Genomic DNA, 26049 nt, shown 5'->3' with positions numbered 1-26049 from the left:
GATTTAAAGGCGATTGGGGCATTGGGAAATTCTGGATCCAAACCGTTTGACGACACGCGCTACAGCGGCGACATCGCTATTGTCGGTATGTCCCTGTGCGTGCCCGGAGCGGCGTCTCCGGCTGAATTCTGGAACAATTTGCGCGATGGAATCGAGTCCATCCGCCCCGTCACCGATGAAGAGCTGATCGCCGCCGGGGAAGACCCCGACACGCTGAGTGACCCCAATTATGTCCGCGCCACTGCATCACTGGATGGCTATGCGGAATTTGACGCAGACTTCTTTGGCTTCAGCCCCAAGGAGGCCGCAATCCTTGACCCTCAGCACCGCAAGTTTCTTGAAGTTGCCTGGGGGGCTATGGAAAACGCAGGCCACCCCCCAGAGAGCCTGAACGGCCCCATCGGGGTCTATGCGGGCTGTGGCATGGGCAGCTATTTCTATTTCAACATCTGCTCAAACCGTGGATTGGTCGATGACGTCGGCATGTTCCTTTTGCGTCATACCGGCAATGACAAGGATTTCCTGTCCACCCGCGTCAGCCATGTCTTTGATCTCAGCGGCCCTTCGGTCAACATTCAGACCGCGTGTTCCACGTCTTTGGTCGCGGTCCACTACGCCAGCAAGGCCCTGCGCGAAGGCGAGTGTGAAATGGCAATCGCCGGTGGCGTGACGATCGAACTGCCACAAGGTCGGGGATACCTGTTCAAGGAAAACGAAATCCTTTCACCCGACGGGCATTGCCACGCATTCGATCACCGCGCGCAGGGCACTGTGTTCGGTTCTGGCGCGGGGGCGGTTGCCCTGCGTCGGCTGGAAGACGCAATCGCAGACGGTGACCACATCTGGGCCGTTATCAAAGGGTCGGCGATCAATAACGACGGGGCCGATAAGGCGGGCTACCTTGCGCCCTCTGTCGGCGGCCAGGCCAAGGCCGTCCGCAAGGCGCTGGATACAGCAAAAACACCGGCCGAAACCATTGACTATGTCGAATGCCACGGCACCGGCACCTATCTTGGCGACCCGATCGAGGTTACCGCTTTGACGGAAGCCTACCGCGACAGCACCGACGCCGCGGGCTTTTGCCGTATCGGGTCGGTCAAAACCAACATTGGCCACCTCGATACCGCAGCGGGGGTGGTCAGCCTGACCAAAACCGCACTGGCACTGCACCACGGCGAAATCCCCCCATCGTTGGGGTATGAGGCCCCCAACCCAGCCATCGACTTTGATGGCTCCCCGTTTCGCGTCAATTCTGCGCTGACGGCCTGGACGTCCCATAAGGGACCGCGCCGCGCCGGTGTCAATTCTCTCGGCGTGGGTGGCACGAACGCCCACGTCATTCTGGAAGAGGCCCCTGCCCGCCCGCCTTCCGAGGAAAGCGATTTCCCATTCCACATCCTGTGCATTTCCGGCCAGTCCAAAGCTGCGCTTGATGCAAATGCCAATGCCCTGGCCGACCACCTGAAGGCCAATCCCGGTCTTGATCTGGCAGATGTCGCCTACACGCTAAAGGAAGGGCGACGCGGTTTTGCCAAACGCCGCACTCTGGTTGCGGAAACCGCCGAAGAAGCGGCCGCGCTGCTGACAGAGGCTGATCCCCGCAAGGTCTTCACCCATGACCGTCTGGACGGCACGCCAGAAACCGTCTTCATGTTCCCGGGAGGCGGCGCACAATACGCAGGCATGGCCCGCGATCTTTATGAGACAGAACCGGTCTTTGCCGATTGGATGGACCGGGGGCTCGACCATCTGCAAAACCAGCTGGACTATGACATCCGCGCAATTTGGCTGGCAGAGGATGGCGACGAGGCGGCAGCAAATGCCCGCCTGCAACAACCCTCCGTACAGCTGCCGCTGATCATGATTGTCGAATACGCCCTTGCTCAGTTGTGGATCAGCTGGGGCGTGCGCCCGGCGGCACTGGTCGGGCATTCGATGGGCGAAAACACAGCCGCCTGCCTTGCCGGCGTCTTGTCGTTTGAGGCCTGCATCGACCTGATCCTGTTGCGCGGTCGTCTCTTTGACAATGTGCCCGAAGGCGGCATGCTTTCGATTTCTCTTCCGCTGCAGGATGTCGAGGCCCTGATCAGTCCTGATCTTGATATTGCCAGCGTCAACGCCCCCAACCTGACAGCCGTGTCCGGACCGCAAGATGCCCTTGATGCGCTGTCTGCGCAGCTGACGGCCAAAGATATCGATCACCAACGCATCCAGATCGACATCGCTGCCCACAGCCGGATGTTGGACGGCATTCTGGAGGAGTATCGCCAGTTCCTGAAGGGTTTGACGCTCACGCCGCCAAATCTGCCGATTATCTCAAATCGTAGCGGCAAGGCGCTGACCGCGTCAGAGGCGACGGATCCGGACTATTGGGTCGGCCAACTGCGCAACACTGTGATGTTTGCCGATTGCATCGACACGCTTGCCGCGGTTCCCAACCGCATCTTCCTTGAGGTTGGTCCCGGCAAAGCGCTGTCATCACTGGCTCAGATGGCGCCACAGGTAAAGCCGGGACAGGTGTTATCCTCCCTGCGCCACCCGGAACAGGACGTCGCGGATGATGCCTACTTCTTTGGTGTGATCGGCCGTTTGTGGGCCTGCGGTTACGAGGCGGATTGGGATCAGATCTGGGGCGATGCACGCCGCAGCCGCCTGCCCCTTCCCACCTACGCCTTTCAGCGCAGTCATTATTTCATCGAACCGGCCAAGGAAAAGGCAGCGGAACAGACCTATAGCGCCCCCGCCCGCCACGAGGACATCCGCGACTGGGGATATCGCCCAGCCTGGCGGCCTGCCTTTGCAAGCTGCGATATTGATGTCGAGGACGATCTGAACCGCCACCCTGAAACCTGGCTGTTCTTTGAGGATGACACCGGACTCGCCGCAGCGCTTGCCAGCAGGCTTGAAGACGCGGGACACAGGGTCGTGCACGTGGTTCCCGGCGACACCTACGCAAGGCTGAGCGAAACCCGCTTTATGCTTGCTCCCGAACAGGGACGCGCAGGCTATGACGCGCTGTTCTCCGATCTGGCAGATGGCGATCTGATGCCAACCCGCATTGGCCATTTCTGGCTGGTCACGCAGAAAGAGAGCTTCCGCCCCGGTGCGTCCTTCTTTGACCGCAATCTGGAGATGGGGTTTTACGCCCTGACAGCACTTGGTCAGGCGCTTGCTCAAATTGATCTGCCCCATCCCATCCACCTCTGCGTCATGACCACAGGCGCGGCCCAACTGCGCGACGAACCCCTGCCCTATCCGGAAAAGGCAATGATTGCGGGGCCCGCAGGTGTTCTGCCCCGCGAGGTGGCCGGGCTCACCTGTGCAGCGTTGGACATTGAGCTGCCACAGCGGCCTACCGGGCTGCGCCGACTGTTGTCTGATCAGGAAACAGAACTGCCATTGTCGCCACTTCTGGAGGATCTACTGGCAGAGCCTGCAAATGACATCGCGCTGATCCGGGATGGGCGGCGTCATTCTCTGCGCTGGCGAACCATTCCTCTTGCAAAAGCGGATGAGACGGACACGGACGCACCCTGCTTCCGAAATGGTGGCACATATCTGATTACCGGGGGCTACGGCGGTATTGGGCGCACGATCGCAGCCGATCTGATGCGGAACTATGCCGCGAATGTGGTGCTCATTTCGCGTGCGGGCCTGCCCCCGCGCGAGACTTGGGATACCCATCTGAACCGCCACAGCCCCGCCAATGTACAATCCCAGCGCATCCGCGCAGTGCAGCAGCTGGAAGCGATCGGCAAGGGACGTGTCCTGTCGCTGGCTGCGGATGTCTGCAACAGCGAACAGATGCGCGCGGCCGTCGCCAGTGCAGAGGCCGAATTCGGTCCCATCACGGGCGTCATTCATGGCGCAGGTCAGATCAACGATGCGCCGGTTCTTGCCAAGACCGAGGAGGACATCGCACAGGTGCTCGCCCCGAAGGTGAGCGGGCTGCGGGTCATCTCGGACCTGTTTGGTCCGGATCAGCTGGAGGTCATGGTCCTGTTTTCCTCCTCCTCTGCGGTGACGCGACCCATCGGACAGGTCGATTATGTGGCGGCCAACGAATATCTCAATGCCTTTGCCCGCCACCATGCCGCGCGCCGTGACAGCAAAACCAGAGTGCTTGCGATCGATTGGGGGGTCTGGGCGGATGTCGGCATGGCCGCAGACGCGATGGATGCGCGCTCGGGAAGCGAGACACCACAGGAACAGCCATCCAGCCAACCGCTGTTTGACAGCCGTCAATTTGCCAGCGATGGCGCTGTCCTGTTCCATCGCCGCCTGACAGACGATCAATGGCTGCTTGCGGAACACAGGACAAGGGAGGGCACCGCATTGGTGCCTGGCACCGGCTATATCGAGTATGCAGCCGAAGCCCTGGCAGAGCTGGGCCACGAGGCGCCATTTGAGATCCGTGAGCTGTATTTTCTGCGCCCGCTGATTGTCACGGCAGCCCGCCCTGTCGGCATTGTCGTGCGCCTGACCGCGGTTGAACAGGGCTATGAGTTTGCCGTGTTCAGCGAAGTTGCTGAAGGCTACGCCCTGCACGTCCAGGCGGTGCTGGTCACCGACGCAGCACCGGAACACCCCGCCCCGCTGCCGATTGCTGAGATCAGCGCGCGCTGCAGCGCAGTTGCCGATGCCGCTGGTGATCGACTGATGGCCCCGCAAGAGGCCAACCTTGACTTTGGTCCGCGCTGGCACGCGCTGCAGGAGATGCGGCGCGGCAACGGCGAAGGTCTCGCGCGTCTGCGCCTGCCGGATGCTGCCAGCGCAGACGCCACCTTGCTACCACCTGGCTTGATGGATCTGGCCACTGGCTGGGCCATCGACCTCGCGCCGACTTACCGCGATGCTTCCCTGTGGGTGCCGGTGTCCTATGACAGCCTGTGTATCCATGCCGCCCTGCCCGCCACCAAAGGGTCCGAGATTGTCAGCCACATGCGCCTTCGCGACAGCGCAGCTGGCGCCGCGCGCTTTGACATCACCCTTTGCGCCCCGGACGGCGCTGTTCTGGTCGAAATTCACGGCTTCCGAATGCAACAAATGAGCGGGCCGGTTGCCTCTGCGCCTGTCAACACGGTGGATGCCACAACAGCGGATCTGGGGCTGGCCAGCGCCAATCACGCGCAGCCCCTTTCCCCCGAGGAACGTCGTCTGCACCGCAATATCGCAAACGGCATCCGCGCCGAAGAGGGACCAGAGGCACTGCGACGCGCGCTTGCGACCGACCTGAGCCAAGTGGTCGTCTCTTCGCTTCATCTGCCGGACCTGATTGCCGAGGCCGATCAACCACCCAAGGCACAGGCCACAACCGATCAGAGCTTTGCCAGACCGCAGCTCGATACCGACTACATCGCGCCTCGCAACGCGGTAGAAGAAGACATCGCCGCACAGTTCGCCCGTCTGCTCGGCGTCTCACAGATCGGGGTGGAGGACAGTTTCTTTGACCTTGGCGGGCACTCGCTGATTGCCGTGCGACTGTTTGCGCAGATCAAACGCACCTTTGGCGTCGATCTGGCCATCTCCACCCTCTTTGAGGCCCCATCAGTGGCAAAACTGGCCGAGATCATTATCGCCCGAACCGGCGGGGGGCTGACAACAGATGCATCCTCTGACGATGAAGCCGGATCGACACAGGACGCGGCACGCCACACCCATCTGGTGCAGCTGCACCCCGGTGATGGCACCGGCCGGCGGCCTTTCTTCCTTGTGGCGGGCATGTTCGGCAATGTCCTGAACCTGCGCCATCTTGCCCTGATGGTTGGCAAGGACCGCCCGGTCTATGGGCTGCAGGCCAAGGGCCTGATCGGAGAGGAGGCGCCGCATGACCGTCTCGACGATGCTGCGCGCGACTATCTCGCTGAAATTCGCAGTGTCCAACCCGAAGGCCCCTATCTGCTGGGCGGCTTCTCTGGCGGGGGGCTGACCGCCTATGAAATGGCGCAGCAGCTCAAGCAGGCAGGCGAGGAAACCGATGCCCTGATCCTGCTCGATACACCGCTGCCGATGCGCCCTGAGCTCAGTCGTCATGACAAGGCGCTGATCAAATGGGCTGAACTACGTCGCAAGGGACTGGGCTATCTCGGCGAATGGCTGAGCAACCGGATCGCATGGGAGATCGAAAAGCGTCGCGACCGCCCCGCAGAAGACGGCACTCTGCCCGCTTTCAACAACCGAAAGGTCGAACTGGCGTTCCGGGCCGCGCTGCCGGTTTACGATTTACGCCCATGGGAAGGACCGCTGACGCTGTTCCGTCCGCCACTGGATCGTCATTGGCCGGTGTCCGGGGGCAATTGGGTCAGTGCCGAACGCGAATATGTCTTTGAAGACAACGACTGGACCCGCTTTGCCCGCAACATCGAGGTGGTCGAGGTGCCGGGTGATCATGACAGCATGGTTCTGGTTCCAAATGTCAGCGTACTGGCCGCAGAGGTAAAAGCCCGCCTCGACGCTGCCGACCGGGATGCGTTCCGACAGTCCAGTGCCTCCCGACAAGCGGAGGCCGCAGAGTAGCCTATGCTCGACACCACGCACGATATCCGGATCCTCACGATTATCCTGAACTACAAGACGCCACAGATGACGCTGGATTGTGCGGCGGCGGCGCTGGTTGAAATGGCGGAGCTGCCAGGGGAAATCGTGATCATCGACAACGGGTCGGGCGATGGATCGTATGACACGATACTGGCCGCTGCCAAGGATCGCGGCTGGCTGAACACAGGTCGCTTGCGTGTCATTGCCAGCGACAGAAACGGTGGCTTTGGCGCGGGAATGAACATCGGCTTCCAGCTTGGTCTCTCGGATGGCAGCGCACCTGCGTTTTACTATCTGCTGAACTCTGACGCCTTTGTGCAGCCTGGCGCCATTCGCTCCCTGCGCGACTATCTCATTGCCACACCACGGGCCGGGCTGGTCGGCTCTTATGTGCGCGGCATGGACGGCGAACCGCACTGTACGGCGTTTCGCTTTCCCTCCATCGCTGGAGAGTTTGAAGGCGCCATACAAACCGGGATCATCACACGCCTGCTGCGCAACTCTGTTGTGCCGATGGCGTTGCCAAAAGAACCGGCACAGCTGGACTGGACCGCGGGAGCCAGCCTGATGATCCGACGAGAGGTGATTGAGGCCGTTGGCGGATTTGATGAGGCCTTCTTTCTTTATTTTGAGGAAACCGAGCTGTGTCACCGGGCTGCTCGCGCGGGATGGCAGACGCATTACCTCCCCGCGAGCGAAGTCGCCCATGTCGGGTCGGCATCCACTGGCATGAAGAACTGGCAGCGCACACCACGCTACTGGTTCGACAGCCGCTTGCATTACTTTATCAGCACCCGTGGCCGCACCTATGCAGCGCTTGCCACGGCTGCACTTGTCGCAGGCAGTCTGCTTTATCGTCTGCGACGGGTTATTTCGAACAAGCCTGCAACAGATCCCCCCCATTTCCTGCGGGATCTGCTTGCCCATCACACACGTGCGCTCTTTCGTCCGCATGTGACCCGTCTTATGGAAACGCGCCCCACCCCGTCTTCTGCGGAGGAACCCAAATGACACCCTTCTCCTGTATCGTGCTTGGCAATGAATCACTGCTGATCGCCTGTGCGGACAGCCTGCTGGCAAGAGGCCATCAGATCAGCGCCGTTGTCAGCCGCGACGCCGAAATCAGCGCCTGGGCTGAAGGCAAGGGGCTGCCGGTTCTAACAGATGCGCGCACGTTTGAGGGGGACGTGGACTGGCTGTTGTCGATTGCCAATCTCGACATCATTCCAGCCCCCGTGCTGGCCCGTGCTCGCAAGGGAGGCGTGAACTTTCACGACGGCCCACTGCCGCGTTATGCCGGTCTCAACACTCCGAACTGGGCCCTGATCGAGGGTGCCGATAGCTATGGCATCACCTGGCACATGATCGAGGGTGGCGTGGACGAGGGGGATATCCTTGCCCAACGGTTGTTCGATATCGCAGAAGACGAAACCGCCTACAGCCTGAACGCAAAGTGTTACGCCGCTGCGATGGACAGTTTTGGCGAGGTGCTGGCGCAACTGGAAAGCGGCGCACTGGACCGACAGCCGCAGGATTTCACGACACGCAAGCTATATACCCGCGCCGATCGCCCCGCAGCCGGCGGTGTTCTGGATTTCGGGCAACCGGCAGATGATCTCCTGCGTCTGGTTCGGGCTCTGGATTTCAATGGCTACTGGAATCCGCTGTGCACGGCCAAGATCATGGTTACCGGTACAGATGGGCAGGCTGACGTCTTGAGTGTTGGCACCGCAAGCCGCGCAGAGGGCGCAGGCGCTGCGGGTGAGGTTCTGGCTGTCTCGCAGGACCGGCTGACGGTGGCCTGCGCCGAAGGGGCGCTGCATCTCAGCGCAGTAAAACGCAGCGATGGCTCTGACATCGATCTCGCAACCGTGGCCAAGGTGGGGGATATCCTGCCCCAGCTTGATGCGACGGCGCGCACGACATTGGGCGATGCGCTCAGTTCGACCCAGAAAGGCGAAACGAAGTGGCGCGCGCGACTGGCAGATCTGCCAGCTGATGATTTCGCGCTGATCTCCGCTCAGGCGACAACAGGCCACGTCAACCATGTGATCCCCGTTCCCGCCGATGCAGCGCTGACGCCGGCGGACGCGGTGCTGGCAACCGCCGCGCTGAGCCTGCGCAGCAGTGGGGCAGAAACAACAGGTATTGCCCTGCGCACCAGCCGCATTGCGCAAATGGCGCGTCCCGGTTTCATCAGCGACTGGGTGCCTGCCCAGATCGCGCGCACGGACGATCTGCCCACGTTGCGCGCAGGGCTTGCAGCTGAGGTCGAGACCGCAGATCAGCTGGGAGGCTTTGCAGTCGACCTGCAGCAACGCGCACCGGAACTGCGCGCCCGCGGCCCCTTGCAGCCGACCTTTGGCTGCGCCCTGGACACAAACGCACCAATTGCAGGCTGTGCTGTGACGCTGTGCCTGACGGATGCCACGCTGACCTTGATCCTTGATAGCAGCCAGTTGGACGAAACCGCCCAGGAGCTGTTGGTGGCGCGCGCCAACCTGTTGGTCACCGCATTGCAGGAGGGGTCATGCCGCACCATCAGCGACCTTCCTGCCCTGCCACAGGACGAGCGTCGCAAACTACTGGTTGAGTGGAACGCCACAGCGTTTGAGGGCACAACAGACAGCACAATCCCGGCAGAGTTCGCAGCCCAGGTGGCTCGCACACCTGACGCAACTGCGCTGGTTTTTGAACATGACAGCCTGAGCTACCGCGACCTTCAGGAGTGTGTTGACGCGCTGGCTGCTGTGCTGCGCCAACAGGGTGTCACACGCGGGGACCGGGTCGGAATTTATCTGCATCGCAGCATCGACCTGGTGGTTGCCGCGCTGGCGGCCATGCAAACCGGCGCCGCTTATGTGCCGTTGGATCCGGCCTATCCCGCCGATCGCATCGCACATTTCATCACCGACAGCGGCGCATCCGTCCTGCTCACCACCAGCGCCCTGCAACCACAGCTGCCGCATCGCGCAGCTGCAATCGTTGTGGCGCTGGATGACCTCCCATCGCGCACAGTGAACGGGCAGGACGCAGGCGCCCAGCCCCCCCGGCCAGAGGATCTGGCCTATCTGATCTATACCTCCGGCTCTACTGGCACCCCCAAAGGGGTGATGGTGCGTCACGGAAATGTCGCCAACTTCTTTGCCGCAATGGACAGGAAAATCCCGCATCAGCCGGGGGACTGTTGGCTTGCAGTGACGAGCCTGTCGTTTGATATTTCCGTGCTGGAACTGTTCTGGACGCTGTCGCGCGGGTTGAAGCTGGTGTTGTCCAGCGATGAAAGCCGGTTGCAGCTCTCAAACGGGCCGATTTCCACCAGTGATCGTGGCATGGACTTCAACTTGTTCTATTGGGGCAATGACGATGGTCCTGGCCCGCGCAAATACGAACTGCTGCTGGAGGGCGCGAAGTTCGCAGATCAACATGGGTTCAACGCGGTCTGGACACCAGAGCGGCATTTCCACGCCTTTGGGGGCCCCTATCCGAACCCATCCGTGACCGGCGCCGCGGTTGCAGCTGTCACGCAGAATATTGGCGTGCGGGCAGGATCCTGCGTCGCACCACTGCATCACCCCGCTCGGATTGCCGAAGAATGGTCTGTCATCGACAACCTGACAGCAGGGCGCGCAGGTATTGGGTTTGCCTCTGGCTGGCAGCCGGATGATTTCATCCTGCGGCCTGAAAACACCCCGCCCGCAAACAAGCCCGCAATGTTTGAAGCCATCGAAACCGTACGCAAGCTGTGGCGCGGCGAAGAGGTGAGCTTTGCGCGCAAGGATGGTGCCTTGCACAGCGTGATGACGCAGCCGCGACCCGTCTCCAAAGAGCTTGCCGTCTGGGTCACAACCGCCGGCAACCCGGACACCTGGCGCGAAGCAGGCAGCATCGGGGCCAACGTATTGACCCATTTGCTCGGCCAGAGCATCGAAGAGGTCGCTGGCAAGATCACCATCTATCACGACGCACTGCGCGCTGCGGGATATGATCCGCGCGACCACAAGGTCACCCTCATGCTGCACAGCTATCTTGCCCCGACACGGCAAGAGGCGCGTGAGACCGCGCGCGAACCGATGAAGGACTACCTGCGCGCGGCCGCCGGGCTCATCAAGCAATATGCCTGGGCCTTCCCCGCCTTCAAAAAACCCAAGGGCGTCTCAAACCCGTTTGAGATGGATCTTGGCATGCTCTCGTCAGACGAGCTCGAAGCCATCCTCGAATTCGCCTTTGAGCGTTACTTTGAGGATTCGGGATTGTTCGGCACGGTCGAAGACGCGCTGCAGCGGGTTGAACAGCTCAAACGCATCGGGGTGGATGAAATTGCCTGCCTCATCGACTACGGCATCGCGCCGGAGGTCGTTTTGGAAGGGTTGAAACCGCTGGCTGAGGTGCTGCGCCTGTCAAATGCACCACAGGAGTTGGCGGCTGATGACGTATCGCTCGCGGCGCAGATCCTGCGCCATGGCGTGACCCATATGCAATGCACCCCGTCGATGGCACGGATGATCGCGGCTGACAGTGATGCGCGGCCCGTTCTGGGACGGCTTTCCCAGCTGCTGGTTGGTGGCGAGGCCTTGCCGGGTGATCTGGTTGGTGACCTGCGTGGCGCAACCGAAGCCACCATTCACAACATGTATGGCCCGACCGAAACAACGATCTGGTCCACCATGCAAACCCTTGGCGATACGCCAGCAGGCACCGCCCACATCGGTGCCCCCATTGCCAATACCACCGTTTATGTCGTGGACGATCAGCTAGAGCCGCAGCCGGTTGGTGTGCCGGGGGAGTTGATGATTGGTGGCGCAGGGGTCACGGCGGGCTACTGGCAACGGCCGGAGCTGACCGCCGAACGCTTTGTTACTGATCCTTTTGCCAAGGCTGCAACAACCGGCGTTGCCTCCTCTCATCTGTACCGGACCGGCGATCTCGTGCGTTGGCGCAGTGACGGCCAATTGGATTTCCTTGGCCGCAGCGACCATCAGGTCAAGATCCGCGGCCAGCGGATCGAGCTGGGCGAGATCGAAGCAGCGCTGGCCGGGCTGCCGGGTATCACCGCAGCGGTGGTGGTTGCGCGGGACATGGCCACCGCTGGTGTGGCGGCTTCTGACACACGGTTGATTGCCTATGTCACCGGACAGGCGCCATTGGATCAGGCCGCGATCAAGGCCGCCTTGGCTCAGCAGCTGTCCGAGGTCATGGTGCCAAGCCACATTGAGCACCTTGATCATTTCCCTCTGACGCCCAACAAAAAAATCGACCGCAAGGCATTGCCGGATCCGACCCCCGTGAAGATCGCCGTGCCCGTCCACTCTGCGCCCCCATCGGGGGGTACGCAGGCCCAGATCGCCGAGATCTGGGGCCGCATTCTGGGGCTGGAAGGCATTGGCGCCGAGGACAATTTCTTTACGCTCGGGGGGCATTCGCTGCTGGCGGTTCAGGCGCATCGCGACATTCGGAGCACACTGGATGTACCAAAACTGTCGATCACGGATATTTTCCGCTTCCCAACGCTGTCTGGTCTGGCGGGCCACATCGCCACGCTGACCGGTGACAGCCCCCCTGAAGCAGAGCCGACGGCGACCGCTGTTGATGCGGCGACCAAGTCCGACATGATGTCAAAACGCCGCGCGATGCGGGCCAACAGGCGGGCGCGTCAGGGATGACGGCCACTCTGGACAGCCAGCGCAGCGCCCGCCACCAGGCGCTGATACGGCCCTTGTTTGCCGCATCTGTTGCGGTGGAAACCTGCGATCCGCAAGACGACCCGCCCGCGCCCTTCCCGTCTGAAGCTGCATGTCTTTCGCCAAATGCCGTCGACAAGCGGCGGCACGAATTTGCAGCGGGGCGCGCTGCAGCGCATCGGGCGATGGCGGCGCTTGGTCTGACAGCTGAACCGATATTGATCGGCCCCAAACGGGCGCCAATCTGGCCAACCGGGCTCATTGGATCCATCAGCCATTGCCGCAGCGCTGCCGTCGCCGTGGCAACCAAAGGAGAGGACATTCAGGCCCTTGGGGTAGATCTGGAAGAGGACACACCGCTTTCCGATGATCTGATACCGCAGATCTGCCGGCCTGCAGAACGCGCCTGGCTCAGCAGGCAGGCCAATCCCGGTCAGCTTGCCAAAGTGATATTCTCCGCCAAGGAAGCCGCCTATAAATGTCAGTATCACCTGAGCCAGCAGTTTTTCGGATTTGAGGGAATGGAACTGGACGTGACATTGGATAACAGCGCCTGTGCGACGTCACCACACGCCCATGTCACGCTTTGTGGCCGGTTTTCGGCGTGTTTCACAGCGGAGCGTGCACCATTTTTGACCGGTGACCGGATCGAAGGGCGCTTTGCTATTGGGGAGGGGTTGATCGCAACTGCGGCGCAGCTCCCGCGGGTGCGATGATCGGACGTCGCGGTTTTCTTGCATTTCTGGCTCTGCTGCCGCTTGGCTCTGTTCAGGCGACCCCTTTCGCCGTACCCGAACTTGCCCCGCCATCCGGTGCTATGACGGTCTATCATCTGGGGCATTCACTGGTTGGGGCCGACATCCCACATATGCTCGCGCAACTGGCCCCCAAGGAACATGCCTACAACACGCAATTGGGGTCCGGCACACCGCTGCAACAGCATTGGGAGCCAGATCAGGACATCCTGCATTTCGATCAGGTCAACCACCCTCCAATCTGGCGGGATGCCCGCGAGGCGGTGGGCTCGGGTGATTATGATGCCGTCATCTTGACCGAGATGGTCGAGCTGCGGGATGCCATCCGTTATTTCAAAGGCGCGCGCTACTTCCGCCGGTGGGCTGATCTGGCACGGGCCGGGTCTGCCGATACACGTCTCTATCTCTATGAGACATGGCACCCTCTGGATACGCCCGATGGCTGGCTTGCTCGAATTGACACTGATCTGGAACAGCTATGGCTCGGCGGATTGGCGGGCTCAGACACCCGGCGCAACCCGAACCGCCCGGCCTATCTGATCCCCGCAGGTCAGGTCATGGCCGCCGTCGTGCGCGCGATCGAGGCGGGAGAGATCCCCGGCCTGTCACGACGCGAGGATGTGTTCGCCATCACCCCTGACGGAGCGCAGGACCAGATCCATATCAACGATCTGGGCGCCTACATTGTCGCACTGACCCATCTAAGCGTGCTCTACCACGTGAACCCGGCAGGGCAGCCCCATCAGCTGACACGCGCAGACGGTAGCCCAGCGCAGGCCTTTTCTGCAGAGGCTGCACGCAAGGTTCAGGAAATTGTCTGGACGGTGGTGACGTCCCATCCCCGCACCGGGGTCCGCAGATGACACTGGCAGAGCTGGTCACAAGCGTCGTGATGGTCGGCCATTCCCTGTTTGGGCCGGACAATCCCGTCATGCTGAACCAGCTTTTGTCAGAACAACCCGGCCGCGAAACCACACAGCCCGTCACGGTTGAGGCGCAGATCATCAACGGCGCTCCTCTCAGTTACAACTGGACCCATGCCGCACGTGCGGAAGGCATCAACGCCCGCGAGCGGCTTCAAGAGCCCGTCGATGCCCTGATCGTGACCGAGGCCATCCCGCTCGCAAATCACCTGAAGTGGAGCAACACCGAGGCTGCGCTAGGTGATTTCTATACCCTTGCCAAAACGACCAATCCGGAGGTGGAGGTCTACCTGCAGGAGACCTGGCACTCGTTGCTGAGCGGCAGCGGGACAGAGGTGCCTTTTGACGCTGACGCCTCTATCCCGTGGCGCGACCGGTTGGAGGCAGACCTGCCCCGCTGGCAAGGCGTGGTTGACGCCGTCAATCGCGAGACCGGAGGGAATATTCGCCTGCTCAAGGCAGGTCAGGCGATGGCGCGGCTGGATGACGCCATTCGCGCGGGAACAGTTCCCGGGCTCAACCGGATTGAAGATATCTTTGACGATGACATTCACCCCAATGATATCGGCTTCTACTTTCTCTCCGCTTTTCAATATGCCGTTCTGACCGACCAGTCCCCGGTCGGATTGCCCCATCAGCTGCGTAATCGATGGGGGCAGGCATACGCGGCCCCCACCCCGCCCCTTGCCCGGCGCCTGCAAATGATTGCATGGGAGGCAGCCCAAGAAACGTCTATTCGCGCCGCCCTGCCCGCTGACCCTCTGCCGATGCCCACTGACCCGACGCTGCCGGTTCTGAATGCCCCGGTTCAGGCAAAGGTTGGCGCCACGGGCGAGGCACCCACTCTGGCGAAATCGGATCCTGTCCCGCGCCAACCGATTGCCATGAACCTCGCGGCAATCGCGGACTGGAGCCCACAGGCCCCGTTTCTGGACCACTTCAAAACCGCACGCCCCTGGATCGGTCACCTGCCCGGCCAATGGGGCGGGGTCGATCACCCGGATTTGGCCGCTGCCGGATACCTGGACGAGTACGGCTGGCCCACATCGCTGCCTCCTGAGTTGGGGTCAATCGGCACATTGATCCTGACGGATCTGCCGCGCACGGCAACAACGCTGGCGGGGCGCTATGTCCTCCAGTTTGACGGCGACGGGATCATCGAGGTCGCAGGCCGCGCCGAAAACATCCGCTACGGGAGCGGTGAGATCCGTTTCGACTATACTCCCGGCCCCGGTGCAGTGGACATTCGCATCCAGCGCAGCGACCGCCGTGGCACTGGCGATTACATTCGCAACATTTCTGTCGTGCAAGAACGTCACCTGCCTCTGTGGCAGCGGGGAGAGCTGTTCAATCCCGATTGGCTGTCTTTGATGCAGGGTTTTGCGGCTCTGCGGTTCATGGACTGGATGGCAACGAATGACTCCTCACAAATCGGCTGGGAAGACCGCCCGCACCCGCAGGATTACACGTGGGCCCAAGCAGGTGTCCCCGCCGAGGTTCTGGTTGCATTGGCAAACCAGCTGAAAACCGCGCCTTGGTTCACCCTGCCCCATATGGCGGATGACAGCTATATCCGGAACTATGCCCGGCTGGTGCAGGATCAGTTGGATCCGGATTTGCGCGCCTATGTGGAATACTCCAACGAGGTGTGGAACTGGCAGTTCGAGCAGGCGGTCTGGGCAGATGCGCAGGCAAAGGCGCGCTGGGGCGGCTCAGACCTGTGGATGCAATATTACGGCGGTCGGGCAGCCGAGGTTGCCGGGATATGGAGTGAGGTCTTTGGCGACACCACACCAGAGCGCCTGGTACGCGTGCTCTCCACCCAGACCGGCTGGCTGGGCCTGGAAGAGCAGATCCTGCAAGCACCACTCTGGGTGGCCGAAGATCCGGCCCGCCGCCCACCAGCCCAGAGTTTTGACGCCTACGCGGTCACTGGTTACTTCGGCGGCATCCTTGGCCTGCCTGAGCGCGCGGCCACGCTGCGGGCCTGGATTGCACAAAGCCACGAGCAGGCCGAGGCGACGGCAGCAGCCCGCGGGCTGGAAGGAACCGCCGCAGCAACGTTTGTCACCAAGCACCGATATGATGCGGCCAGCGCACTGGCCGAGGCCGAACTGCGTGACGGGCTGGTGTCCGGCTCGCGCGAGGACACGATTACTGACCTGCTAGAGCGCGTCCTGCCCTATCACGCAAAAATCGCGGCCAAGCATGATCTGGATCTCATAATGTACGAGGGTGGGAGCCATGTCGTTGGCCTCGGCCCGATGGTGGATGATGAAACGCTCACGGCGTTTTTCAGTCATTTCAACTACACCGAGGAGATGGGCGCGCTCTATCGGTCGCTGTTGCGGGGGTGGCCCGAACTGGGCGGTGCGCTGTTCACGGCCTATTCCGACGTTTCCACCCCCGGCAAATGGGGCAGCTGGGGCAGCTTGCGCACGCTGAGCGATGACAACCCGCGATGGCAGGCACTGGAGGCCGCGAAATGACGCCAACAGGACTTGCTCCGACGCTGAGTGTTATCATCCCGGCGCATAACGAAGCAGGCTATATTGGCCCTTGCCTCTCTGCCCTGTTTGAAAGCGCTCCGCTGCCCGACCAAGCCACCGGCGAGGTCATCGTGATGGCCAATGGCTGCTCTGATGCAACTGTGGCAGAGGCACAGTCGGTCCCGGTTCCCCATCGTTGGGACTGCCATGTGATAGATCGCGCGGAAGGGGGCAAAATCGGCGCCCTTCAAGATGGAGAGACACGTGCGCGTGGCCGTGTGCTCGTTTATCTTGATGCAGATGTCATCGTCTCACCACAGCTGTTGCCGCTCATCTGTGCCACTTTGGACTGCAACGTAGCGCGCTACGCCAGTGGCGAGCCGCAGCTGATGCGCGCCAGAAGCACCGTGAGCAGACTATATGCCCGGTTCTGGGAGACATTGCCCTTCGTGCAAAAGGGTGTTCCGGGGTTTGGGCTATTTGCGATGAACAAGGCCGGGCGCGCGCGTTGGGAGGACTGGCCCGATGTCATTGCCGACGACATCTTCGCCCGCCTCAGCTTTGCCCCGCAGGAACGTCAGCGTCTGGCGGCATCCTATCAATGGCCTCTGGTCGAAGGGTTTCGCAATCTGGTCAGGGTTCGGCGCAGGCAGAATGCAGGCGTTGACGAAATTGCATCCCGGTTTCCGCAATTGCTGGCAAATGAGGACGTGCGCCGGCCGTCTCTTTCACATATCGCAGGGCGCGCGTTGCGCGACCCGGCTGGTTTTTTGACCTATGCGGCAGTTTCCGTGGCGGTGAAATCGCCACTTTATCGCGACAGCCGCGCCAATCGCTGGACGCGCGGGCGGTAGGCCCCGAAGAAAGCAGGCGGTGTGGCAGTCAGGGGCGACGCGCGCGGATAGCCTCTTCAAAGTGATGCACCAATTTGCCCGCCTCGATCTCACTATCGTGCCGCTGCAGCACGCGGGTGCGCCCCGCCTGTCCCATCCGCCTTAGTGTTTCGCTAGGTGTACCCGCGAGATCCGCTATCGCCTCAGCCAGAACGTCGGGGTCGCCAGCTGGCACCAGCCACCCTGTCTGCCCCGGCACCACCAGTTCGGGCGTCCCTGCGATATAGGTTGCCACCACCGGACGGGCAGCTGCCATTGCCTCCATCACCACCATTGGCAGGCCTTCTGCAAAGGACGGCATGACGAGCGCATGCGCCTTTGCCAGCTCCGCCCTTACGTCCGCCTCTGACAGCCAACCGGTCAATGTGACGTGGCGCGAAAGGTCATAACGCGCGATCGCAGCCTCAAGATCCTGGCGCATTTCTCCATCACCGATCAACGAAAGGTGCAGATCCGGGTGGGTTTCGACCAGTTTTGCGAGCGCGTGGATAAGAACCATCTGCCCTTTTTGTTCAACAAACCGGCCAATCGCAGCCAGCCGCAATGGCCCCTCTGGCAGTGGTTGCGGTTCAGAAAACCGCGAGGGTTCAATGCCGCAATGCACCACCTTCAGCCGTGCCCAACTGCCAAATGCGGCCCAGCGGCTCAACTGGCTGCGGCCAAAGCTGCTGATTGCGACGGCGAAGTCGGCCGTGTCCACCTTGGCTCCCAAAGACAGCACCTGCGGCGCGTCAAATTCCTCTGGTCCGTGAGTTGTAAAACTGTAGCCCAACCCGCCCGGCACATCAGCCAGCATCGCAGCCAAAAGCGCAACCGTGGTGGAGTTGGTGCCAAAGTGAGCATGGAGATGGTCTATCCCCTCCCCCTCAACCCGGTCAGCCACATAGGCCGCTTCGGCCAGATAGATCAGATGTCGCAGGCGACCAACCTGAGAGCGGCCACCCATTTCCCAGGCCTTCGCCAGGGCAGATCGGAACCGCCGGGGACTGCGCCACATGCGCCGCACAAGGCCAGCGACCAGCCGCGCGCCCCCCTTGGCAAGGACATAGTCGGTGCGCCCCTGTTCATCGATGTCACCCGGATCCACCAATGGCACATCAGCGGGGCGCATGGCGATGCGCTCGATCTCGACGCCGTGCCGTTCCAGCGCCTGTACCTCGCGGCGAATAAAGCTGTGGGACGGCTGAGGGTAGGTGTTGAGGATGTAGGCAATTTTCACGAGGACACACGCCCATTTTGTGCAAGAGTTGCCGCAGGGTATCCGTAGTTCACCCAGTTGCCCAGCATTGCCGCGAAGGTGCCGTCGAATTGTCGCCTTTCGGGATCAGGCAGATCGCAAGAACCAAGACCGAGAGACATGTCATGCAGCAGGTTTTGTCCCTATTCAGCGGCGAAGGGCTGGCAGCACGGGTGCTGCGGTCTGCCTCCTGGCTGATGATCGGCTATGGCGGCAGTCAGGCTCTGCGCCTTGCCGCCAACCTGCTGATGACGCGGCTCCTGTTTCCCGAAGCCTTTGGTCTGATGGCATTGGTCAGCGTGGTGACCACGGGTCTTGCGCTGTTTTCGGATATCGGCGTGGGCCCGTCTATCGCTCAGAGCAAACGAGGCGACGATCCCGACTTTCTGGACACGGCCTGGAGCGTTCAGGTGGTGCGGGGTTTTATCCTGTGGGGGATGACCCTTTTGCTGGCCTGGCCGATTGCGGAGTTTTACGACGCGCCAGAGCTGATGTGGTACCTGCCAATTGCCGGTGCGGCCCTCGCGATCAACGGGCTCGACCCGATCCGGGTAGAAACTGCGCATCGCCATCTGTTGGTCGGGCGGCTCACCGCGCTGGAGCTCATCAGTCAGGCGATTGGAATCGGCGCCATGGTGCTGATTGCCTGGTGGACCCAATCGGTCATGGCGTTGGTGCTGGGCAGCGTCATCCAGGCGACTGCTTTTCTAATCCTGGTCTGGCGTGCCCTGCCCGGTCGGCGCAGCCGGTTCCACTGGGAACGACAAGCGCTCGGTGAACTGTTGCACTTTGGAAAATGGATCTTTCTCTCGACCGCGTTCTGGTTTCTGACCTCACAGGGGGACCGGGCGATCCTCGGCAAGTTTGTCCCACTGGAAGTTCTGGGGATCTACAACATCGGCTTTTTTCTGGCGAGTTTTCCCATGGCTCTGGGGCACGCTGTCAACCAGCGCCTTATGATCCCGGTCTATCGCGACAAACCTGCCCAGGCGGATCCACGTTATAAGCGCAAGCAACGCCAACTGCGCGCTGGTCTCAGCGCCTTTATCCTGTCGATGCTGCTGGGCATGGCGTGGTTGGGGCCGTGGCTCGTCGATGTGCTTTACGATGATCGATACCTGCATGCAGGCGCAATGATCGTTCTGATTTCGGTCGCTTTGGCTCCTGCGGTTATCACCATGACCTACGATCAGGCGGCGCTGGCGGCGGGCGACAGTCGATCCTTCTTTGTCTTTACCGCCAGCCGCGCGATTGCCCAGACCGCATTGTTTCTGATCGCCGTCATGATGTTTGGCCTGCCGGGAGGGATCGCCGCGCTGGCGGGGGCAATGATCCTGGCCTACCCGGTGATGGTCTGGCTTGCGCGCAAACACCACGTCTGGGATCCTCGCCATGATCTTGGCTTTACCCTTCTGACGGTAGGTATTGGCGGTGGGGCCATCTGGTGGCACCAGTCAGCCATTGCCAAGATGATCGCGGCGGTCAGCTGATTGTAGATGCGCTGCTCAAGCGCCGGAGGATGCCCCCATGCCACCGCGCCCGTTGCGTGAAAAAAGGCCCCGTAGCCGATCCAACAGACCGCGTTTGCGTGGTCGTGTATCCAGCAGGGGGATCGCCACAACTGGTGTAAGCCCGGTCTCTCGTTCCATCTGCGCGACCGACCGCAAAACCGGGTGGCGCAGCTCCATCAGGAACGCGACACCCATCGCCATACCGATACTGGCAATCAGCCCCATCAGGGCCAGTTTCTTACGTCCGCTGGTGATTGGATAATCCGGCAGTGATGCAGGCTCGATCACGGTCAAGCGCTCAGCCTGACGGGATGACTCCAGCCGGAACCCCACTTCGGCTTCGGCCAGCCGTTGGCTGATGGTCTCCAGCTCTCCCTGAAGTTGGTCCATGCGCCGTTCATAGACGCCCAGCTGACGTTCCACCTCTGGCGTAGTCTGCAGGGAAGCTTCTAGCGCGGCGCGGCGCTCAAGCAGCAGCTCTCGCTGCGCTTCCAGTGTGGCCAGCTTCTCTTCGAAAACCGCAAGCATCCGCTGGGCAGTTGCAGGCCGCTGGTTCGATGTCGTCTGATCCGCCTGCCTGCGCAGTTCGATCTGCTCGCGCTCGATTTCCAAAAGACCGGTATTCAGGGACGAAATCTCCTCCCGGCGCATTTCGATCCCACCGGGCAGAGCCACGTTGTTGGAATTGCGATAGGCGGTGATCTCATCTTCGAGAGCCGCAATTTCAGCGGTCAGGGCGTTGGCCTTGTCCGTGAAAAACAACAGCGTTTCGCGGGCCTGTTCGATCCGCGAGCTCTGGCTCAGCTCGATCGTGCGGCTGGCAAATTCCCTGGCAACGGCCTGTGCCTGTTCCGGGGTCGGCATCTGGGCGGTGATGGTCAAAACCGAAATGGTGCCATCATCGGTAAACCCTTCGCGCGCAGCGGCCACGCCGGTCAGCAGAACCGACTCCCGCAAAAGCGCCACTTTCTCCGAGGGGTGCAGCGGCAGATTGCCGTAAAGGCCAAACTTCTCGATGATCTCTTCCACTGAGCCGCGCGCCATCAGCCGCTGTTCGATCAGCTGCAGCCTGCGCGCAGAGGAACCGTCAACGGTTGATTTTGCCAGCTCGCCTGCGATCTTGGGACGGGTGATCTGCAAGACGGCCGCGCTTTCGTAGCTGTGCTGCTGTTTGAGCGCGACCCAAACCGAAACCATGGCCCCGAGAACCACGATCCAAAAGATCACAAACGCCCTGCGGCGCAGCATATCAAACAGATCTTCGAGTGTGCGGATCGGTCCCATTTGGTTTGCTGGTCTCTTTGTTGAGTGAATGGGCTGGGTTATTGGCCATGCTGAAGCAGCCCGGCACCGCGCGCGCGGTTCAGGCTCACCCCAAGAAGCTGCGTCTGGCCTTTGAACATCTGCTCGCAGGCCGCGAGATGGGCGGCAGTCGTTCGGGTGCCGTCTGCAACCAGCAAAACCCCGTCGACCTGTGGCAGAAAGGCTGCCACATCATCATGTTCCAGAACTGGCGGAAGATCGAACAGAATAACATCGGCCCCAATGGTCAGCGTCATGTCATCCAGGACCTGCGCGCAAGTTGGATCGTGCAGGATTTCGGCGGCATTGCGATCTGGCGCGGCAGTCAGCCCGACCGCAAGGCTTTCAGCGGGGCGCACCAGATGTTCCGGCATGCTCAGCTCCCCGGACAAAAAGCCACGCATATCCCCCGCTGCGGGCAGCCGCAGAGTTGCAGCCACCGCGGGGCGGCGAAAGTTCATGTCCATCAGGATCGTGCGGGTGTTCGGAACACGCGCCAGGCTGAGCGCCAGATTAACAGCCGTAAACGTCGCACCACATCCCGCAGTGGGTGAGGCAATCGCGACCCGTTTCCAACCATGCGCCTTGAGGCTGTGCAGCAAGCGCGTGCGCAGCAAATCAAACGCCTTCGCGGTGGGTGAGCTGCGGAAAAAATTCACCAGCGGCGAACGCGCGACCTGATGGCTGCGCATATCCATGGGAACGCGATGAATGCGTTCCCACATTTCGGGCAAAGGTGCGGGCAGCTGCTGCTGAGAAACAGGCCCCGTGCGCAGCTCATCTGCGGCACCCCTGACCTCCGGTTTGTCCTTTGTTTCAGGACGGCCGGAGAAACCTGACTGGCGCTGGGTCTTGTCACTTGGTCGCGCCTTTGGCTTAGGCGACAGACGATCGGGCGACGTGCCGGGCTCAACCCGACCGTCCAGAACAGATGGCTGTTCCGGCTCGCCCTGCGTCCGCCCCTTGCGGCGACGAAATCGTTTGAAGCCCTGCTGCGTCATTGCGGGTGTTTCGTTTCCTTCAAAATCCTGTGCTGGCCAGGTCAGAGACTGGGTATCTGTCAGAGTGTCTTTCATAACCGCCTCCGCATTTCTACCACGTCCGCCTTAGCCCGCCTATAGGACGCGGCCCAACCGGAATGGCGCAAGAAGCATCCATCCCGACTAAGCCAAAGCCGTTAATATCCGGTGCCTCGCAGCACCACGCCCACGGTGCGCCAAAGGATTGCCAAATCCTGCCGGAATGAAAGGGTGCGGCAATAGCTGGCGTCCGAACCTGCACGTACCGCAAAGCCACCTTCGTTGCGCACCGACACCTGCCAAAGCCCGGTGATCCCCGGTTTCAGCAAGAAATAGGGCCGCGCGTCCCCATAAAGGGGCAATTGGTCCGGCAGCATCGGACGTGGGCCAACGAGGCTCATTTCTCCGATGATGACATTCCAAAGTTGCGGCAACTCATCGAGCGAGGTCGTACGCAGAAAGCGGCCAACCGGCGTTATGCGGGGATCATGCTTGAGCTTCTGTGTTTCGTTCCATTCGCGGCGCATTTCGGGATCACGCGCCAGATGTTCCTCAAGAAGCTGGTCGGCGTTTCGCACCATCGTGCGCAGTTTGAGGATGGAGAACACCCGTCCCCGCTGCCCCAGACGGTCCTGTGTGTAAAACGGCTGTCCGCCTTCAAACCACAATGCGAGCGCGGCCAACAAGATCAGCGGCAGCGTGATCGGCAGGGCAATCAACACCAGCAGGATATCAAGCACGCGCTTGCCAAATCGTCCGTAGGCCCATGCACGGCGATCCCGCTGGGCCCAGTCGACAATCTGGCTCGGCTGCCGACTGATGGCAGTGTTCAGATTGGCGATAAGCCTTGGCTGTTCGACCCGCTGAAATGGCCTGCCCGCATAGAACATGCGCGAGCGCGGCAGCATCATCGTCCGGCCAGAGCGCAGTGGCGGATGCACCGCCCCATCATGCACAAAGTCCTTCATTTCCAACCCCAATCTAAGGCCGCCCCCGCAGCCCCCAACTTTTCGCTGAACACAGCTTTTCCGGTCCGCCGAAGCGGAGACACTCGTATCAATTCGACTGGCCGGGAACGGCAGCGCCCCGGATCTCACGTCAGTGCAGTTCGATGGTTTGTTTCCGGCCGCACCCCCATGCGGCCGACACCTTCGTCCCAATCAACCGGCCCGTTTTGGGCCGTTTACAGTCCGCTGATGCGGTAAAACCTTAATAAAGCAATTTTACACAAATCTCAGTAAATTCGGTGAGATCCAGCATTTCGCGGCCTGTGGAGTAAATCAGGCGACATTTGTGGAAACAATTCCTCATAAGGATAGGAACTGTTCTGCGAAACTACCCAAAAGTATAAGGAATCAAGAGCAATACTCATAACAATTTGAATCACCTTCGAAGCATCAGCGCAGACCTGTTAACCATTCCACACCCCGGCTGAGCCACTTTCTGAAGAGGCCGTGTTGATCAAAGGGTCGAAAATTGGCAATGAGACAGCCCCGTCCAACCGACGCCAGTTTGACCGAAGGACCGAAACAATGAGCGCTAGCATGACCGCCAAGACAGAATGTTGGATTGCCGCCGATTTTACCGACGGACATCTCGTTATCTGGGCCATGACAGGTGAGACGGTGTCCGAGCGGGCTGAGACTTGCTGCCCGGCCGACGGCATCATGACCGCTTTGGATGATCTCAGGGCCCAGCTGGGCGCGGCACATGCCACGGCGCCCGTGATGTTGTCCGGCGCAGAGACAACAGCCGCCATAGCGGTCCCCGCCAAACCAGCAGAGCTGCCGGTCGTGGCGATGGGCGAAACAGATGTTCACCTGATTGCCGGGCTCAGCCAGAACAGCCCTGTGGCGCGAATGGGTGGGGCCGCAACCCGGATCGCGGGGTTTCTGTCGTTGAACCCCAATTGGGATGGGGTCGTCTGTCTTCCCGGCGAGACAACCCACTGGGCTCTGATCAGCGCCAATGAAGTGGTGAGTTTTCAAAGCTTCCTGACCGCAGGACTGTGGCGCGCGCTCGCGCCTCAGCTGGGTCTGGATCCGCTGGAGTCAGCAGCCACAGCCGCAACGTCGGCTTTGACCGGCGCGATGGAAAACGTTCAATCCCGGCCCGAAGCGATGGCCGCACGGGTTGCCGAACTGCAAGCAGATCAATCCGGTTCGCCGCAAGATCGTGCTGCGCGCCTTTGGGGGCTGCTGTTGGGGGCCGAGCTATCTGCAGCGCGCCCTTATTGGCTGGGCCAGAACATCGCACTGGTTTCCCCATCCGAAATTGAGCCAGCCTACGCCGCAGCCCTGGGCCATCAGGGCATTCCTCTGACCCGGACAGATGGTGAGCGAATGGCGCTGGCCGGTCTGGTCAGCGCCTGGCGCACCCTGTCTGCCTGATCACAAAGGTCGATCAGGGAAGCGGGGCCGTTTTGAACAGTCGGATCTTGAGCCCGCCGTGGGCCACCGGCGGACCATAGGGCAGGAACGGCAGATCCGTGGCCTTTGCCAGTGACGTTTCGCTGGTGACGATACCAACGCGCCAGCCACTAAAGCGGCTTTTCAAGGTCTCCCCGAGCGCCGCATAAAGCGCATAGAGCAGCTTTTTGTTGCCAATCCGCGCACCGTAAGGTGGGTTCACGATCACAAGGCCAGGCTGCTCTCCCTCTCCCAGATCAGGGGGTGTCAGATCGCTGACAGCCTGCTGTGTGATCTGAACAAGATCCGCAACACCCGCTCGCTCTGCGTTGGCAGCGGCCATCTCGACGGCGCCGGCATTTCGGTCTGATCCGTAGCACCGCACGTCCGTGTCTTGGGTGGTTGTGACATCTCGCATTGCCGCCCAGGCATCGGCATCAAAGGTCGCCAGCTGTTCAAACGCAAAATTGCGGCTGCGACCGGGAAGCAGGCCGCGCGCGATCTCAGCCGCTTCAATCATGAAGGTGCCGGAGCCGCACATGGGGTCCACCACGGGTTCCGTGCCTGTATATCCGCAGTCCCGCAGAAACAATGCGGCGAGGTTTTCGCGCATGGGCGCCTTACCCACAGCAGTCTTGTGGCCACGTTTGTGGAGCCCTTCGCCCGATGTGTCGACGCTGAAGGTGCAAAGATTGTCTTCAATGCGAAGTTTGATCGTGATCCCCGCTTCTGCGCTGATTTCGGCGCCCAGCTCTTCGGTGATGGCACGTTCGATCCGCTGGGTTGCGGCGCCCGCGTGATAGATCTTGGACTTTTTATTTGTGGTCGTCTCGACCCGGACAGGCACATCTGCACGCAGCACTTCGGACCAGGGAAACTTGCGCGCCCGCTTGTCCAGCTGGGCGAGGTGAAAGGCCCGAAAGGAGCCGATCCGCGCCAAGACACGCGCGGCGCCACGCAGACAAAGATTGGCGCGCCACACATCCGGCCAGCCCCCCTGGACAGTCACGCCACCGGGGACCGTTTTTGGCTCGGCAAAACCCAGCTCCTTGGCTTCGTGCAAGAGAGTTTGCTCCAATCCCGGTGGGGCGGTCAGAAAGATCTCGAAGGTATCAGTGTTTTCCATGCGCTCTCCATAACCGCAAAACCCAGCCTCAGCGACGACAAACTTTGACACTTGCGGCGCCGTTGCCATTTTGTGCGCGATATGACCAGCACACCCACAGGTTGCAGATTGCCGCATCGCAGCAACGAAATCCCTCGGCAGGCGAGTCCCTCGCCCAAATCAGGATTT

14 protein-coding genes are annotated in these 26049 nt (G+C 61.2%); 9 read left to right on the top strand and 5 right to left on the bottom strand.

Going from position 1 to position 26049, the window contains the following annotated elements; genetic code table 11:
• Nucleotides 1-21: 21 nt before the first annotated feature.
• The 7 genes from NIT7645_RS12820 to NIT7645_RS12790 are packed head-to-tail and all read left to right on the top strand — an operon-like array spanning nucleotide 22 to nucleotide 17239.
• The gene (locus NIT7645_RS12820) at nucleotides 22-6516 is read left to right on the top strand and encodes a type I polyketide synthase (RefSeq protein ID WP_050687222.1); all 6495 of its coding nucleotides are present in this window, start codon (nucleotides 22-24) and stop codon (nucleotides 6514-6516) included.
• Between the two features lie 3 nt (nucleotides 6517-6519).
• Nucleotides 6520-7548 carry a glycosyltransferase family 2 protein gene (locus tag NIT7645_RS12815; RefSeq protein WP_008562119.1) on the top strand — a complete coding sequence of 343 codons (1029 nt, stop codon included), beginning with the start codon at nucleotides 6520-6522 and terminating at the stop codon, nucleotides 7546-7548.
• A complete protein-coding gene (locus tag NIT7645_RS12810) occupies nucleotides 7545-12200 on the top strand; it encodes a MupA/Atu3671 family FMN-dependent luciferase-like monooxygenase (RefSeq protein WP_008562993.1) in 4656 nt (1551 codons plus the stop codon). The genes NIT7645_RS12815 and NIT7645_RS12810 overlap by 4 nt, the downstream gene beginning before the upstream one ends.
• Nucleotides 12197-12934: a 4'-phosphopantetheinyl transferase family protein gene (locus NIT7645_RS12805; protein WP_050687221.1), complete on the top strand. Its 738-nt coding sequence runs from the start codon at nucleotides 12197-12199 to the stop codon at nucleotides 12932-12934. Before NIT7645_RS12810 ends, NIT7645_RS12805 begins: the two co-directional genes overlap by 4 nt.
• A complete protein-coding gene (locus NIT7645_RS12800; protein WP_008559413.1) occupies nucleotides 12931-13836 on the top strand; it encodes a hypothetical protein in 906 nt (301 codons plus the stop codon). Before NIT7645_RS12805 ends, NIT7645_RS12800 begins: the two co-directional genes overlap by 4 nt.
• Complete coding sequence (locus NIT7645_RS12795) at nucleotides 13833-16385, top strand: hypothetical protein (protein WP_008560602.1); 2553 nt, start codon at nucleotides 13833-13835, stop codon at nucleotides 16383-16385. Before NIT7645_RS12800 ends, NIT7645_RS12795 begins: the two co-directional genes overlap by 4 nt.
• The gene (locus NIT7645_RS12790) at nucleotides 16382-17239 is read left to right on the top strand and encodes a glycosyltransferase family 2 protein (RefSeq protein WP_008559471.1); all 858 of its coding nucleotides are present in this window, start codon (nucleotides 16382-16384) and stop codon (nucleotides 17237-17239) included. The genes NIT7645_RS12795 and NIT7645_RS12790 overlap by 4 nt, the downstream gene beginning before the upstream one ends.
• Nucleotides 17240-17267: 28 nt before the next feature.
• Here the strand turns inward: NIT7645_RS12790 and NIT7645_RS12785 are convergent, their stop codons facing one another.
• Nucleotides 17268-18497, bottom strand: coding sequence for a glycosyltransferase (locus tag NIT7645_RS12785; protein WP_008562593.1), 1230 nt, complete (start codon nucleotides 18495-18497; stop codon nucleotides 17268-17270).
• A gap of 143 nt (nucleotides 18498-18640) precedes the next feature.
• On the opposite strand from NIT7645_RS12785, the gene NIT7645_RS12780 reads away from it, so the two are divergent.
• Nucleotides 18641-20005: an oligosaccharide flippase family protein gene (locus NIT7645_RS12780; RefSeq protein ID WP_008562293.1), complete on the top strand. Its 1365-nt coding sequence runs from the start codon at nucleotides 18641-18643 to the stop codon at nucleotides 20003-20005.
• A 15-nt stretch (nucleotides 20006-20020) separates the two neighbouring features.
• Here NIT7645_RS12780 and NIT7645_RS12775 read toward each other — a convergent pair whose 3' ends face one another.
• From NIT7645_RS12775 to NIT7645_RS12765, 3 genes are all read right to left on the bottom strand, one after another.
• Complete coding sequence (locus NIT7645_RS12775; RefSeq protein WP_008559166.1) at nucleotides 20021-21310, bottom strand: GumC family protein; 1290 nt, start codon at nucleotides 21308-21310, stop codon at nucleotides 20021-20023.
• Nucleotides 21311-21348: 38 nt separating this feature from the next.
• Entirely contained in the window at nucleotides 21349-22404 is a 1056-nt protein-coding gene (locus NIT7645_RS12770) for a CpsD/CapB family tyrosine-protein kinase (protein WP_050687220.1), read from the bottom strand.
• A gap of 101 nt (nucleotides 22405-22505) precedes the next feature.
• Nucleotides 22506-23315, bottom strand: a complete 810-nt coding sequence (locus NIT7645_RS12765) for a sugar transferase (RefSeq protein WP_008560781.1) — start codon at nucleotides 23313-23315, stop codon at nucleotides 22506-22508.
• A 564-nt stretch (nucleotides 23316-23879) separates the two neighbouring features.
• On the opposite strand from NIT7645_RS12765, the gene NIT7645_RS12760 reads away from it, so the two are divergent.
• Entirely contained in the window at nucleotides 23880-24737 is an 858-nt protein-coding gene (locus NIT7645_RS12760; protein WP_037302555.1) for a 2-dehydro-3-deoxygalactonokinase, read from the top strand.
• A gap of 13 nt (nucleotides 24738-24750) precedes the next feature.
• Here NIT7645_RS12760 and NIT7645_RS12755 read toward each other — a convergent pair whose 3' ends face one another.
• Nucleotides 24751-25881 (bottom strand): THUMP domain-containing class I SAM-dependent RNA methyltransferase, encoded by a 1131-nt coding sequence (locus tag NIT7645_RS12755; RefSeq protein ID WP_050687274.1) that lies wholly within the window; start codon nucleotides 25879-25881, stop codon nucleotides 24751-24753.
• Between the last annotated feature and the right edge of the window lie 168 nt (nucleotides 25882-26049).

It is taken from the genome of Phaeobacter italicus (assembly GCF_001258055.1).
In the GTDB taxonomy this organism is placed as follows: domain Bacteria; phylum Pseudomonadota; class Alphaproteobacteria; order Rhodobacterales; family Rhodobacteraceae; genus Phaeobacter; species Phaeobacter italicus.
The sequence above is the reverse complement of the archived record's forward strand: the minus strand, read 5'-3'. Positions and strand labels throughout refer to the sequence as shown.